Here is a 13,780-nt window from a genome sequence, read left to right as displayed (position 1 = left end):
TAAACAGGCGTGAACTGCCTGAAAGATTTACCGAATCATTGAAATATCGCCCTTAAAGGATTGAAGCTATCCTGTACCGTTCACTACGCGATTTGAACAGTTGAACCATGGTTTTACGTCATTCGGGTAGGCTTTAACAAGGGAGTATGTAAAATGCAGCCTATTATTGTTGCACCTGCCGGCACTCAACCGTCTTAACGGCCGGCGATCAATCTCTAAACCCGTATAATACATGCAAAAATTTTTACCCTTTCTGACCTTGTGCCTGTTGGCAATGCTGCCTGGTACTGCGCAGGAACGCGCTCTCTCCGAAACATCCAGTGAAGCCGATGTGGAGCAGGTTTTCAAGTTAACGATCCTTTCGCCCGGCATCGGCTATGAAGTCCCTGTGGGGAAATTCCAAACGGTCTTCCTGCATGGATACGTGGGCTTCAATGGCGGCTATTCGTATTCAGATGCCATGGGCTCCAGCTCTTACTTCTACCTCGAGCCGACAGCTTCGGTTGAATACCGATACTATTATAATTTTGAAAAGCGCCAGGAGAATGGCAAGCGCATCGCCAAAAACAGCGCGAATTACCTTTCACCCTTTTTCAGGACGGGTATTGCCCGGAGATACTGGGTCAACGAGTCTGGCTATGTGGAGCACAATGGACGAGCGGTGCATTCTGTGGGCGCCGTATGGGGGCTGCAACGCAATTACAAGAGTCACTTCAGCCTTGACCTCAATATCGGGGCCGGCTACATCTTCAAGGAAAAACCCTTTACAGACATGCACGGCAATACCGAAGAGAACGGTGGACGCTTTACCATTCCTGGCCGCCTGAGTATTGGCTTTTGGCTGAACTAATTCGCTGTGGCTGATTGGGTGTGCGTGTTGGCAAGGTCCGCTTGCAGATCAGCTGTAAAGTAAATTGTAATACAAGTTCCGTTTTCACTGGTGATGGACAGCTGTGCATCGAGTTGGTCACAGAGCCCCCTGATCAGGTGCATGCCCATTGAATCGGCCTGGTGAATATCGAATCCCCTGGGCAACCCTACTCCATCGTCTTTGATGACCAGTAACCATTCCTCTTGTTGAGGTGCTTTCAATTCGATGGTAATGACGCCATAACGCTGGCCAGGAAAGGCATATTTAAAACAATTGGTGACGGCCTCGTTGACGATCAACCCCAACGGGATCACATGGGCTACGTCCAATTCAATGGGATCCACGTCGATCATAAAGTGTATCCTGTTGTGACTACCCTGGCTATCACGCAAGCTACCCACCAGCTCGTGTATATAATCAGCCATCTTAACAGACAACAGGTTGTTGGACTGGTAGAGCCGCTGGTGGATGAGCGACATGGTCTGTATCCTTTGCTGGCTATCCTGGATGGCAGTTATTGCCTCTTCATTTTTGAGGTAACCCGACTGTGTGCCCAGGAGCGCCATTACGGTTTGAAGATTGTTCTTTACCCGGTGATGGATCTCCTTCACTAACCATTCTTTTTCGGTGACCAATTGCTGCAACGAATTATTTTTCCGCGCTATTTCCTGTTGCTGCTTTTCAAGCTTTTTGTTGGTGCGCTGCTTTAACCGGTACCTGTTAAACAGCAAGGAAATTACCAGCAACAATAGTGCTACCAGTACATAGGTAAGGTTCCGGAGCAACTTCGCCTGTTGAAGCTGCGCCTCCTGCATTTTTGCTTCTTCCTTCAGGTATATGATGTTGCTTTCTTTGGCTGAAATTTCCTGGTCCTTTTTGTAGGCCTCATGCTGTATGAGCAGTTGGTTGATCTGCTGGTTCGCTTTCATCGTGAGCGATGTATCGCTGGCCTCTTTATACAATTTATAGTGCGCGATGGATGCCGGATAATTACCCAGGGCCGAATCTGCTTTATACCACCAGAGGTAGTTATCGGCCAGGCCGTTGAAGTTCCTGTACTTCCTGCAGTAACGCTCATTGGCAGGCAGGTACCTGTACATATCCTTATAGCGTTGGGATGCCAGCAAGTAGGGTATCAAGGCCCTTTGCAGGTTCCTGAGACGGCCTTCATCATCGGTATTGCCCACCAAGTTCTGCAAGGCTTCTACATAGGGGCTGGCGCTTTCATGATCGCCGGTTATCAGGTAGGCCAATACAAAAGTGGTGAGATAGTTTATCTTATGGATTGCTGCTCCCTTGTCGTACAGGAATTTATTCCGTTGCAAAAAACTGATCAGCCCTTGCTGGTCTTTTATGCGCATATAGGCATCCATCAAATTGGGGGCGATCACGGCAGCTGCTCCTGTATCTTTTTGGTCTATGGCTATGGCAAATGACCTGGTGAAATAATTAACGGCCTCCCGGTATTGCGTGAGCCGATAACAAGTGAGTCCTACGCGATTGTAAATGGTACTCAATTCACTGCTTCCGGGCTTGTATTTTTCGCCGACTTCCACCGCCAGTAGTCCATATTTCAAAGCCTGCTGCAGATCGTTGTGGTGGTACAATATGTACCCGATGAGATCATACACACTTTGCACCTGCGGATACTTCAGTTCCTTATAAATAGCAAGCGACGCATGCAGGTGTATCAGGGCAATGCTGTCTGCTTCTTTTATCTGGTAGAAATCACCCAGGTGTTTTAATACTTCGGCCTGCTTAAACTTATTGCCGACTTCCCGGTACAGTCGCTCTGCGGTTTCTGCATAATTTACCCGCTGCGGCCACTCACTTTCGGAATATACATCGTAATAGTTCTGTAATTCCAAATAGGCATCGCCCAGCGCTTCTTTCTCATTGTGGATGGTGAATATAGCTATGGCGGTGTCGATATACTTCTTCCCTTTTTCTTTCTGGTGATCTTCGCGGTAGAGTTGGGAATACACGTTGCAACAACGAGCTTTCAACAAGGGTGCCTCCGGCGCTGTTGTCTGTTCCATGGCCTGGTTTAAAAACAACAGCGCACTATCATAATCGCTACGCTCCATGCCTGGCCTTAATATGTATAGCAATGCTCCTTCGAGCAGCAGGCTCACCCTTTCGGGACGGCCTTTCGCCTTTGGTAGCAGAGAGCTTATTTCCGTGACGGTATGGATTGGCACTTCCTGTCCAAATGCTCCTTCAACAGCGGACATTAACGTTATCAACAGCACAAAACGATTCACCATATGCACGTTTTTGGTTGCGTGAACGATGTATCATAAGGTGCAGACCTTGAAATTGATTGAGTAGCCAGCCAGGAGGAAATCACAGAGAGGTTTCACAAGAAAGGAGTTCTCTAATTTACTATAATATTTCGTTGCAGCATTCATTGAGCAACTTTAGTTTGCACAGTAATCCAAATGGTGAAACAATATTCATTGGGGCCAATTCATCGAACCGTTGAAATTGTGATGGCCGTCACATAAAAAGCCCCCAGGAATTCCTGAGGGGCTTCTATTTTGAGTAGTCTACTTTTTTGAAGGAGTATAAGTCCGGTGCAGTGACCCTTGCGGCTCTGTCAGATACTGGCTATTTGCCGGACCTATTTCTGCTTTCCGCCTTTTGACTTACCGGGTTTTCCGGGCTTGCCTGGTTTGCCGGGTTTACCCGCCCTGTATTTCTTGGGAATCACGCTGGGCTGTTGTAAGCCGACCTCTACCTTATCATCGGCTGCAGTGGCAGTGATGACCCACTCGTAATCGAGCTGGCGTTTGGTGAGATTGGCCGCTACGACCTTGATGCGCACTTTATCGCCCATTTTGAACTTACGACCGCTGCGCATGCCTACCAATTGATAATCGCTCTCCACGTGGCGGAAATCGTCGTATTCGAGCAGGCTGTTGATGCTTACCAGCCCTTCGCATTTGTGTTCGATGGTCTCTACCCAGAATCCAAAGGCGGCTACTCCGCTGATGACACCTTCAAATTCATCACCGAGGAAGTTCTGCATGTACTCGACCTGCTTGTACTTATTACCAGCACGTTCCGACTCCATCGCACTACGTTCCTTTTCGCTGCAGTGCTTGCACTTCTGCTCCATCTTCTTATCGGGCTCCACCTTTTCGTTGAGGATATCGAAGAGCACCCGGTGCACGAGTACATCGGGATAACGGCGGATGGGTGAGGTGAAGTGACAGTAGAACTTAAAGCCCAGTCCGTAGTGACCGATATTCTCCGCGGTATAGATCGCTTTGGCCATGGTGCGGATACCCAATTGTTCCAGCACATGCTGCTCGGGTTTTCCCTGTACATCTTTCAGCATCTGGTTGAAGGAACGCGCTATGCCTTCGGGCGATTTGGTATCGAACTCATGTCCGTATTTACGGGCAAAGGCCGCAAAGGGTTCCAACTTCATTTCATCGGGCGTATCGTGCACACGGTAAGGGAATGGTATATCCTTTTTGTTGAACTTTATTTTCGATACACTTTCGGCCACGGTACGGTTGGCGAGGAGCATGAACTCTTCAATGAGCTGGTGCGCTTCCTTGCTTTCCTTGATCATGATACCTACTGGCTTTCCTTTTTCATCGAGTTTGAAGCGAACCTCTACCGATGAAAAATTGATGGCGCCTTTGCGGAACCTGGCCTTGCGAAACTTCTGGGCCAGTTCGTTCAGGATCACGATCTCGTCTCTATAGAGTCCTTCGCCCTGTTCGATGATCTCCTGCACTTCTTCGTACGTGAAGCGGTGATCGGAGTGGATAACGGTTTTACCCAGCCAGTGTTGTTTGATCTCTCCTTTGGGGGTGATCTGGAAAATGGCCGAGAAGGTGAGCTTATCTTCTTTGGGACGCAGCGAGCAGAGCTCGTTGGAGATCCTTTCGGGCAACATGGGCAATACCCGATCGGGCAGGTATACCGAGGTGGCGCGGTTGTAGGCTTCCTGGTCGAGTGCCGTGCCGGGCTCTACATAGTGGCCTACGTCGGCGATGTGCACACCGATCTCGTAATTGCCATTCTTCAATACGCGGAAGGAGATGGCATCGTCAAAATCCTTGGCATCGACGGGGTCGATGGTAAAGGTGAGCGTATCACGCACATCTTTACGCACTTTGATCTCCGATTGCGGTATCAGATCCGGTATGCGTTCGGTTTCTTCCAGCACTTCTTCCGGGAAAGTAAGCGGGAATCCGTTCTGCATGAGGATCTCTTTCATCGCCATATCGTTGGCATCGCCGGGCGTCATGATCTGCATCACTTCGCCAACGGGTTTTTTATTGGGCTGCCACTCGGTGATGCGCACGATGACGCGGTCGTTGTTCTGGGCTTCTTTGAGCGCTGTGAGGGGCACAAAGATGTCGGGCATGGGTTTGTCGACATCGGGGATAAAGAAGGCAAAGGTTTTGCCGATCTCTATTTTACCCATGAACTCTGTTTGTTTGCGTTGCACTACGTCAACTACTTTGCCCTGCTGGCGGCCGCTGCTGCGTCCACCGCCGGTATTGATGACGCGCACCCGCACGGTATCACCGTGGAGGGCGGTATTGAAATCGCCGGGGCGCACAAGGATATCGCTGGGGTTATCGGGTACGATCACGTAGCCGACGCCGGAGCGGGTTATATCCAGGGTGCCTTTCAGCGTATCCATGTCTGAAAAGCCTTTTTTCTTTTTGTTCTTTTGCTTGCTCTTCTTTGATTGCTTCTTACTCATCGCAAGTGTTTAAGGCCTGTAAGTAAATTCCCTGATGAATTTAGTAATTAAATCACTAAATACCTGTTGTTCGTTAAAAAGGAACTGGACTTCGATGGGAATTACATAGACAGGCAATTCTTTTAATTGTTGTTCAAATTTTACCAACCGTACAGCATCCTTTTCGGTGGTGAGAATGATCTTGTTGGTGGTTGGGATGGCATCGTACCGCTTCACCATGTCTTTCAGATCATCAATGGAGAAGATGTGATGATCGCTGTACGGGATCTCATAGTAGGTTTTACTTTTTTCCTGGAGGTATTTCTTGAGTGGTGTGGGGTTGGCGATGCCACTCACCAATAGAACTTCCATGGTTTCGTTAATGTTCATTTCCTGCCGGGTGAGGATATGATAGGGCATACCGTAGCGGATGGTGGAAAAGAATACCTGCTGGTGCGGCAGGGGGTTGATCTCTTCCAGGATGGCTGCTTTTTCGGCTTCCGGCAGATCGGGGCGGCATTTGGTCACTACCAGTACCTGCGCCCGTTTGTAGCTGTTCTTTTCATCGCGCAGGTCGCCGGTGGGCAGGAACCAGTCGCGGGTGTACAGGTTGCTGTAATCCGACAACACGATATTGAGGCCTGCCCGTACGGTGCGGTGCTGGAAGGCATCGTCCAGCACGATGACCTTTGTATCGGGTTTATCGTGCAGCAGTTGTGGAATCGCCACCACGCGTTCTTCGCCCACGGCGATGCTAACATCCGGGAATTTAAGGTGGAACTGCATGGGTTCGTCGCCTATTTCCAATGCGGAGGTACCGGGCCCCGCCAGTGCGTACCCTCTTGTTTTGCGTTTATACCCCCTGCTTAATACGGCTACTTCCATATGGCTATGGAGCAGTTTCAGCAAAAACTCTACCATGGGCGATTTACCGGTTCCGCCGGCGGAGAGATTGCCTACGCAGATAACAGGCAGGTTGAATGCGGATGACTTGAGGATATTCTTGTCGTATAGTCTGTTGCGCAACCAGATCACAGCGCCATAGACCAGTGAAACGGGAAATAACAATACCCGTATGGGCCTCAGCAACGGAGCGTTAAAATTCATATGTACGATACGGGGTGATACAATAATTTAAAGGTATATCGAACTGGTTGAGGTCTTCTATAGGGCGTACGGCTTCGAAGTAGCAGAATCCTACGCGGATGATATCGTGTTTACAACGGGCCAGGAACCGGTCGTAGTATCCTTTGCCATAGCCTACGCGGTATCCTTTTTCGTCGAACGCTACCAGGGGTACGAAGATCACCTCCAGCAGTTCGGGATCTATGATATTACTGCTGATGGGTTCGAGTACGTTATAGCGGTTTTTGGTAAAGAGGCCTCCGCGCTGCATGAGTACGGCATCCATATCGCAGGTTTGTTCGTCGATCCGGGGCCAGGCTATCTGGAGGGAAGGGTTTTGTCCTTTGAGCATGTCCTCGCAAACCGATACATCGAATTCACGGCGAATGGTGAGCGGTGAATAGGACATGAGGAACTTAACGGGAGGAATAGTCAGTTTCCTGAACTGGAACGCCATGAGGGCTGTTTGCTGCTGGAGATCTTCTTCGGGAATATCCATCCTGCGTTGCAGGTAGTCCTTACGAACACTTTTTTTTATCATAGAAATCCTTTCAGTCGCTTTTGAAGGGCAGCCGTCTGAGCCTCGATAAATTGTCCGTCTTCTGCTTTCATATATGGTACAGATGCTATTAGAGGGTATTGGGTCCAGCGCACAATCTCTTCTTCGTAGTGAAGGTATTGATCATTGAAGATCCACCCTATAACCGGTATATTCATCTCCCTGCACACGCGCGCGGTTAATAGTGAATGGTTGATACTGCCCAGGTAGTTGCGACTGATCAATATGACTTTCGCCTCCAGGGCTTTGATAAGGTCGGCTACGAATTCGGTTTCATTGAGGGGAACCATCAGTCCGCCGGCACCTTCGATGATCAAATTACGACTTATTGACGGAACCTGACCACAAATTTTTGGGATGGAGATGCTGATGCCTTCTTCTCTGGCAGCAATATGCGGCGATGCGGGCATGCGCAGCTTGTATGCTTCGGGGTGAACGAGGCCGGGCGTACCCGTTAGCGTTCGTTGTACGTACTCGCTATCGGTTCCTTCGTCGATGCCTGCCTGTATGGGCTTCCAGTAGTCGGCTTCGAGCGCGCGGGCGAGCAAGGCCGATATAAAGGTTTTGCCGATGCCGGTGCCTATGCCGGTGACGAATATCTTGTTCATGGTGATGGCTATTTCCGGGAGTCTCTTATTTTCTTTCCATTATGTAAAACACGGTGTGTATAGCCGATAAATCTGCGGTGTACTTTCTTTTGCAAATGAGGTTAAGAAGCGTGCCTGCTCTTCTTTGAGGATTGACCGACTTTCGAATTCTCTTTTAGCAGTTGGATCTGCGCCAAAGCTTGCGATAAGGAGATTTCTGGCTGTTGAGCAAGAATCTTCTTCACCTTCAAGGACATCTCCTCTAATGATATTTTGAAGTTTTTGCCGGATTTCATCTGAAATCATTTGTCCAAATGTATCAAAAAAGTCTTTACCCTCAAAAGTGGCCTGAGAACCAAGGCCTTATTGATCAGCCGGCTTATTTACAAATATGCTGAAAATGGTTGTTCCATAATTGCGCGCAGTGACAAAGAGCGGATAGTTCTCGTAGTTGTTGCGGGGCGTATGTTCCAATACGAACCACCCATTGGGCTTCAGCAATTGCTTCTCCACGATCTTTTTGGGCAGCTCATCGATGGTAGTGAGCGCATAAGGCGGTCCGGCGAAGATGAAATCAAACTGTTCGGTACACTGCTCGAGGTATTTGAACACCTCCATCTTGATCACCTTGAAATTAGTCAGCTTGAGCTCCTGCGCCGTCTTTTTAATGAACTCGTACATGGCCGTATCCTTTTCCACGATGGTAAGATCGTGTGCGCCACGGGAGGCCAGCTCGTAACTGATGCTGCCCGTACCGCCGAAGATATCGAGGGTCTTCAGTTCTTCTATCTCAAGGTTGTTCTGTAATATATTGAAGAGTCCTTCTTTGGCAATATCGGTGGTAGGCCGTGTATGCGGCATATTCGCCGGCGGATTGATACGCCTTCCTCCCAGTTCGCCACTGATTATACGCATAAGGCCATGTTCAGCAAGGGTGAAAAATAATGGGCAGGGAACTCATCAAATCCTGCATGCACGCGCGCATTGCCGTGCATCCCCTCCCACTCTATCTTCAGGAAGTATTTGAACAATTCCTGGTACAGGATGGATTGCTCATCGAGCAGTCCGGATATCTTTAGCAGCACCTGCTGGTTATCGAATCCAAACCTGCTGCAAAGCGCCAGCAACTGGTACGATACATCATCGGGCGTATCGTAGCCATAGGTCTGTATCAGGTGCAGGGCGTTGTTCTTAAAGACAGCCACCACGATCCTGTCGGACGACACGATCACTTTCAATACTGCTTCCCCACTGTGCTCTTTTTCGATGCCCGACAGCATAATGGTATAATAATGCCAGTATTTCCCTGCCGCAAACTTCTGCTGCATGAGGGAATGTGCTTCGCGCGGTATGCGGTAGATATTGTATACGTTCCAGCCGGGTATCTTTTCGCTCAGCAACAAGCCTTTGTGGGCATTGCCAAAAACGAGTTCGGTAACGGGCTTGTTGAGCTCGATATGAAAGAACTTTTCGGGCAGCAGGTTGCTATCGGTATAATGATAGATCACAAACGCCTCGCGGTAGGCCAACTGCAACAATTCGTCACCTGCCAGTACCTCCTGCAGGGCCTCCATTACGGGTTTGCCGGGCAGAAAATCGAGGTTGTACTGGCGCAACGCCATAAAACGCTGCTGTTGCTTGTTGTACAACACATAGCTAAATACCTTTTCACCCACTTCCATGAGTAACAGGCTGTTCTGCATCTCTTCCTGCCGGGCATTTTCCGGAATGATATCAAATGTTGCTTTCAGCATATTAAATTCGAGGTGCAATAATACACGAATTGAACGAATTAAGCGAATTGGCTCATTGGCAGCCTGTTGGGTCCGGCCTTTGCCGCCGGTGTCCTTTAACGCAGGGATTATGCCAATATTTCAACGATCCACGCTTTTGGGGAACCCCCATGTGCGGGCAATGCGCTACTTTTGCAGGCTCTCCCAATGTACCACAACCACGCAAGGGGTAGTTTTTTAAAGGGGATTTAATTTGTTATGGCCACAGTTGTACCGAATGACCTACGGGTAGAATCGTCGTACCGGCAGATCTTGAAGATTGCGATGCCCATCAGCTTCGCGCTGCTGGTGCCGCAGATCAATTTCATCACCAACAATATTTTCCTGGGCGGCCTGGGTGAACAGGAGTTAGGCACGGCCGGCCTTACCGGCGTGTACTATCTCATCTTTGCCGCCATCGGCTTCGGGCTCAACAATGGCCTACAGGCGCTCATTGCGCGCCGGGCTGGTGAAAACCGCGTAGAAGAGATCGGTAAACTGTTCTCGCAAGGCGTACGGATTGCGCTTATCATTGCTGCCATCGGCATTGTCCTCACTTTTCTGGTGGCGCCCGTGATCCTGCGCTTCTCCCTGCACGATGAAAAGGTGCTGGAGCAATCCATTCACTTCTTATACATCCGCATTTGGGGCCTGCCTTTCCTGTACATCTACCAGATGCGCAATGCCTTGCTGGTGGGTACGAACCAGAGCCAGTACCTGGTGATCGGTACGCTGGCCGAAACGGTGGCCAATATCTTTTTTGATTATACGCTCATCTATGGCCGGCTGGGCTTCCCTGCCCTGGGCTTCAACGGCGCTGCCATCGCTTCGATCATTGCAGAAGCTACCGGTATGCTCGTGGTGTTTGCGGTGATCCATCGCAAAGGCATCAGTCAGCGTTTTTCCTTGTATAAACACTTCGGTTATCATAAAGACATTTCCAAACTGATACTGGTGCAGTCGTCTCCGCTGATCTTTCAGCATGCCATCAGTGTGATCAGCTGGATCTTCTTTTATATCCTCGTAGAGCGCCATGGTTATTCGGCCGGCCACAGCAACCGCGACCTGGCCATTTCCAATACGATGCGCAATCTCTTCGGTTTCTTTGGGGTCTTTACCTGGGCTTTTGCCGCCACCGCCAATACGATGGTGAGCAATGTTATTGGTCAGGGCAAGAAGGAAGAAGTTTTACCCATGGTGCGTAAGATCGTCCGCATCAGCTTCTGCATTGCTGTAGTGGTTGCCTTGCTGCTCAACCTTTTTCCCGAAGTATTGCTGGGCATTTATGGTCAGGATGCTTCGTTTACTGAAGATGCCATTCCTGTGGTTCGGGTGGTTTCCAGTGCGCTGGTGCTGATGTCCTTCTCCACGGTTTGGCTCAATGCAGTGACGGGTACCGGCAACTCGACCGTCAACCTCGCCATTGAAGCGGCGGCCATTCTATTTTACTGTGCGTACGTTTACCTGGTGCTGGAAGTTTTCAAATGGTCGATCGTATGGGGCTGGATGTCGGAATGGTTGTACTGGACCACGTTGTTCTCCCTTTCCTTCTGGTACATGCGGAGCGGCAAATGGAAGAAGAAAGAGATCTGATCACCACTTCCTTACTTTTCAAACTTCTTGTGCATGGTGATGCCCAGTTTACCCTGTATGTTTTCGATGGGTGCTTCCAGTTTGTAGATGGAGATGCTGATCTCTATGGCGTAGGGATACTGGTGTTTCAGTTTGCGGATGATGCCTTCTGCCACTTTCTCCAGCAAGGGCGTGGCTACCTTCATGCGTTGCTTCACGATCTCGAACACATCGACATAATTGATGGTATTCTTCAGGTCGTCGAAGGCTACCTGACCTTCATCGTAGGTTACTTTCAGGTTTACTTCGTAAGGGCTGCCGGTTTTCTGCTCACCCTCATAAAGTCCATGGTAGGCGTGCATCCGGATGTTGTGTAACTCGATTGATACCATACAAGAAATTGGCCCCGTCTTTTCGGAACGGGGCCAAATTAGAAAGAAGTATTGACTTGATATGTTATTTTTTCGGTATCAAGGCTTACCTGGGCTTCTTACACCAACCCTTTGGCGGAGAGGTAGCGTTCTGCATCGAGGGCAGCCATACAACCGCTACCGGCAGCTGTTACCGCCTGGCGGTAGATCTTATCCTGTACGTCGCCTGCAGCAAATACGCCTTCTACATTGGTTTTGGAGGTTCCGGGGATGGTCTTGATGTAGCCAGCCTCATCCATATCGATGATACCCTTGAAGATATCTGAATTGGGTTGGTGACCAATGGCTACGAAGAATCCCTGAATAGGAATGTTTTGTGTTTCGCCGGTTTTGATGTTCCTGATCCGAACGCCATCAACTTTGTTCTCGCCCAATATTTCATCGGTCTCTGAATTCCAGTATACTTTGATATTGGGGGTAGCCAGTACGCGGTCCTGCATTACTTTGGAAGCGCGCATGGCATCGCGGCGGATGAACATGTGCACGGAGGAAGCCAGCTTGGAAAGATACAACGCTTCTTCAGCAGCGGTATCACCAGCGCCTACAATGGCTACTTCCTTGGTACGGAAGAAGAACCCGTCGCAGACGGCGCAGGCGCTGACGCCAAAGCCGTTGAGGCGTTGTTCGCTTTCGAGGCCCAGCCATTTGGCGGAGGCGCCTGTAGCGATGATCACCGCATCGGCTTCGATGAGCTTTTCTTCATCGATCCAAACTTTATAAGGTTGTTGCGTGAAATCGACTTTGGTAGCGAGGCCGAAGCGGATATCGGCTCCCATGCGTGTTGCCTGCTTTTCGAAATGGATCATCATTTCGGGGCCCTGTACGCCATCGGCATAGCCGGGATAGTTCTCTACCTCGGTAGTAATGGTGAGCTGTCCGCCGGGTTGAATGCCCTGGTACAATACCGGTTTCATATTAGCCCGTGCCGCATAGATAGCTGCTGTATATCCTGCCGGTCCTGATCCAATGATTAAACAGTGTACTTTTTCGCTTTCCATAACTTATGATTCTTGAATAAAATCTGACAAAAATAAAGGCAAAACAGTTACAAAGCGCACCGCTTGACATTCCGTTCTGCACTGTGCATAACCTATGTATAACAGCGTACAGGGCTATAGGTTCAATGCGTGGTTGACAGCGGGAATACTGCGGAAGGTAGTGTGATGGGGACACGTTGTGTGGTGTTCCTGCGATCAGCGGGGAATGGCCAGTGTAAGGTATTGTACAGCATAACCGCCGAAATAACCGAGGCCGCCACCTTTGATATTGCTCAATACTTTGACGGGTGTTGCAAATGGATTGCCGATGCTGGAATAGTTGTATTCCATGGTGCGCCAGAAATCGAAGGTGGCCTTATCGATATTGCAGAGCTTGACGGTTACTATGTCGCCGTGGTAGAAAAATGCATAATCCTCGAGGTCGACCGGCTGGTTGCGGTCTACTCCATGCTCTACCTGTATGTCGTAGGTTTTGCCATCAACGATCTGATCGTCAAAGACTGAATTGAGTCCGGGATAAAATGGTTCTGTATTGGACATGGTGAAGTACCGGATATAGTTGCCAAAGCCGGGCGGGTCGGTGGTGCGGGCCATGATGATAACGCGGGCGGGATCGGTGTTTTGGGGAGCCGGTAACCACCACAACGAGTCGATGGTTTTGGTGAGTGCGGGGATGGTGGTATTCGCTGAATAGGTTTTGCCATCCACCTTTACTTCGAGCGTGTATGCCTTGTTGAACTCGCCAACGAAAGCAGTGGCGAGATTTGAAGAGTCGGTAGAGTAATAATAGACCGTATAGCCGTTATTGGCGGGATAGGCGTATTCTTTGAGGCGATGGGTGTGGCTGCCGTTGCTAACATATATCTCGGCATTGCGGATAAATGATTTGGCCAGGGTATCGGCAGAGAGCTGGCTAAAGTAGTTCAGACTGCGGGATAGAATCACTACCGGCGCCTGACCGTTTTCGATAGTCGCTTCTATCACGACGGCCGGTTCGGCCGAGTCGGGCTTGAAGGAGATGGCTTTTTCGCAGGAGGCCAGTAGAGCTCCGAGGAATATTACAAGTATGATGCGCGGATACATACGATATAAAGGTACATGAGCGTTAATAAAAAACCCGGCAGGCTTTGACCGTACCGGGCTTTTATTTGATT

General features: G+C 49.5%; 13 protein-coding genes. 2 read left to right on the top strand and 11 right to left on the bottom strand.

The window, feature by feature from the left end; genetic code table 11:
* Window positions 1-232: 232 nt before the first annotated feature.
* A complete protein-coding gene (locus P2H89_RS25970) occupies window positions 233-850 on the top strand; it encodes a hypothetical protein (RefSeq protein ID WP_275832581.1) in 618 nt (205 codons plus the stop codon).
* Here the strand turns inward: P2H89_RS25970 and P2H89_RS25965 are convergent.
* The 8 genes from P2H89_RS25965 to P2H89_RS25930 all read right to left on the bottom strand — a co-directional run bounded on the left by P2H89_RS25965 (window position 847) and on the right by P2H89_RS25930 (window position 9,607).
* Window positions 847-3,138, bottom strand: a complete 2,292-nt coding sequence (locus P2H89_RS25965; RefSeq protein ID WP_275832579.1) for a histidine kinase dimerization/phosphoacceptor domain -containing protein — start codon at window positions 3,136-3,138, stop codon at window positions 847-849. The two genes, P2H89_RS25970 and P2H89_RS25965, sit on opposite strands and share 4 nt — an antisense overlap.
* A 356-nt stretch (window positions 3,139-3,494) precedes the next feature.
* Window positions 3,495-5,603, bottom strand: coding sequence for a ribonuclease R (rnr, locus tag P2H89_RS25960; RefSeq protein ID WP_275832577.1), 2,109 nt, complete (start codon window positions 5,601-5,603; stop codon window positions 3,495-3,497).
* Window positions 5,604-5,612: 9 nt separating this feature from the next.
* Window positions 5,613-6,689, bottom strand: coding sequence for a tetraacyldisaccharide 4'-kinase (gene lpxK / locus P2H89_RS25955; RefSeq protein ID WP_275832575.1), 1,077 nt, complete (start codon window positions 6,687-6,689; stop codon window positions 5,613-5,615).
* On the bottom strand, window positions 6,679-7,248 hold the full coding sequence (locus P2H89_RS25950; protein WP_275832573.1) for a 5-formyltetrahydrofolate cyclo-ligase: 570 nt from the start codon (window positions 7,246-7,248) through the stop codon (window positions 6,679-6,681). The genes lpxK and P2H89_RS25950 overlap by 11 nt, the downstream gene beginning before the upstream one ends.
* Window positions 7,245-7,874 carry a dethiobiotin synthase gene (bioD, locus tag P2H89_RS25945; RefSeq protein WP_275832571.1) on the bottom strand — a complete coding sequence of 210 codons (630 nt, stop codon included), beginning with the start codon at window positions 7,872-7,874 and terminating at the stop codon, window positions 7,245-7,247. Before bioD ends, P2H89_RS25950 begins: the two co-directional genes overlap by 4 nt.
* Before the next feature lie 39 nt (window positions 7,875-7,913).
* Window positions 7,914-8,159 (bottom strand): hypothetical protein, encoded by a 246-nt coding sequence (locus P2H89_RS25940; RefSeq protein WP_275832569.1) that lies wholly within the window; start codon window positions 8,157-8,159, stop codon window positions 7,914-7,916.
* A gap of 57 nt (window positions 8,160-8,216) precedes the next feature.
* Window positions 8,217-8,768: an RsmD family RNA methyltransferase gene (locus P2H89_RS25935; protein WP_275832568.1), complete on the bottom strand. Its 552-nt coding sequence runs from the start codon at window positions 8,766-8,768 to the stop codon at window positions 8,217-8,219.
* Entirely contained in the window at window positions 8,759-9,607 is an 849-nt protein-coding gene (locus P2H89_RS25930; protein WP_275832566.1) for a DUF3822 family protein, read from the bottom strand. The genes P2H89_RS25935 and P2H89_RS25930 overlap by 10 nt, the downstream gene beginning before the upstream one ends.
* Window positions 9,608-9,844: 237 nt before the next feature.
* On the opposite strand from P2H89_RS25930, the gene P2H89_RS25925 reads away from it, so the two are divergent.
* Window positions 9,845-11,218, top strand: a complete 1,374-nt coding sequence (locus P2H89_RS25925; RefSeq protein WP_275832564.1) for an MATE family efflux transporter — start codon at window positions 9,845-9,847, stop codon at window positions 11,216-11,218.
* A gap of 11 nt (window positions 11,219-11,229) precedes the next feature.
* Here P2H89_RS25925 and P2H89_RS25920 read toward each other — a convergent pair whose 3' ends face one another.
* From P2H89_RS25920 to P2H89_RS25910, 3 genes are all read right to left on the bottom strand, one after another.
* Complete coding sequence (locus P2H89_RS25920) at window positions 11,230-11,589, bottom strand: dihydroneopterin aldolase (protein ID WP_275832562.1); 360 nt, start codon at window positions 11,587-11,589, stop codon at window positions 11,230-11,232.
* Window positions 11,590-11,687: 98 nt separating this feature from the next.
* Window positions 11,688-12,626, bottom strand: a complete 939-nt coding sequence (gene trxB, locus P2H89_RS25915; protein WP_275832560.1) for a thioredoxin-disulfide reductase — start codon at window positions 12,624-12,626, stop codon at window positions 11,688-11,690.
* A gap of 195 nt (window positions 12,627-12,821) precedes the next feature.
* The gene (locus P2H89_RS25910; RefSeq protein ID WP_275832558.1) at window positions 12,822-13,709 is read right to left on the bottom strand and encodes a DUF4249 domain-containing protein; all 888 of its coding nucleotides are present in this window, start codon (window positions 13,707-13,709) and stop codon (window positions 12,822-12,824) included.
* Window positions 13,710-13,780 lie beyond the last annotated feature (71 nt).

This window comes from Paraflavitalea sp. CAU 1676, from assembly GCF_029223285.1.
Taxonomy (GTDB): domain Bacteria; phylum Bacteroidota; class Bacteroidia; order Chitinophagales; family Chitinophagaceae; genus Paraflavitalea.
The sequence above is the reverse complement of the archived record's forward strand: the minus strand, read 5'-3'. Positions and strand labels throughout refer to the sequence as shown.

Excerpts from the sequence above, each read along its gene's own strand:
- P2H89_RS25970 (WP_275832581.1), top strand. The coding sequence starts at position 233 with ATGCAAAAATTTTTACCCTTTCTGACCTTGTGCCTGTTGGCAATGCTG.
- P2H89_RS25965 (WP_275832579.1), bottom strand. The coding sequence starts at position 3,138 with ATGGTGAATCGTTTTGTGCTGTTGATAACGTTAATGTCCGCTGTTGAA.
- rnr (WP_275832577.1), bottom strand. The coding sequence starts at position 5,603 with ATGAGTAAGAAGCAATCAAAGAAGAGCAAGCAAAAGAACAAAAAGAAA.
- lpxK (WP_275832575.1), bottom strand. The coding sequence starts at position 6,689 with ATGAATTTTAACGCTCCGTTGCTGAGGCCCATACGGGTATTGTTATTT.
- P2H89_RS25950 (WP_275832573.1), bottom strand. The coding sequence starts at position 7,248 with ATGATAAAAAAAAGTGTTCGTAAGGACTACCTGCAACGCAGGATGGAT.
- bioD (WP_275832571.1), bottom strand. The coding sequence starts at position 7,874 with ATGAACAAGATATTCGTCACCGGCATAGGCACCGGCATCGGCAAAACC.
- P2H89_RS25940 (WP_275832569.1), bottom strand. The coding sequence starts at position 8,159 with ATGATTTCAGATGAAATCCGGCAAAAACTTCAAAATATCATTAGAGGA.
- P2H89_RS25935 (WP_275832568.1), bottom strand. The coding sequence starts at position 8,768 with ATGCGTATAATCAGTGGCGAACTGGGAGGAAGGCGTATCAATCCGCCG.
- P2H89_RS25930 (WP_275832566.1), bottom strand. The coding sequence starts at position 9,607 with ATGCTGAAAGCAACATTTGATATCATTCCGGAAAATGCCCGGCAGGAA.
- P2H89_RS25925 (WP_275832564.1), top strand. The coding sequence starts at position 9,845 with ATGGCCACAGTTGTACCGAATGACCTACGGGTAGAATCGTCGTACCGG.
- P2H89_RS25920 (WP_275832562.1), bottom strand. The coding sequence starts at position 11,589 with ATGGTATCAATCGAGTTACACAACATCCGGATGCACGCCTACCATGGA.
- trxB (WP_275832560.1), bottom strand. The coding sequence starts at position 12,626 with ATGGAAAGCGAAAAAGTACACTGTTTAATCATTGGATCAGGACCGGCA.
- P2H89_RS25910 (WP_275832558.1), bottom strand. The coding sequence starts at position 13,709 with ATGTATCCGCGCATCATACTTGTAATATTCCTCGGAGCTCTACTGGCC.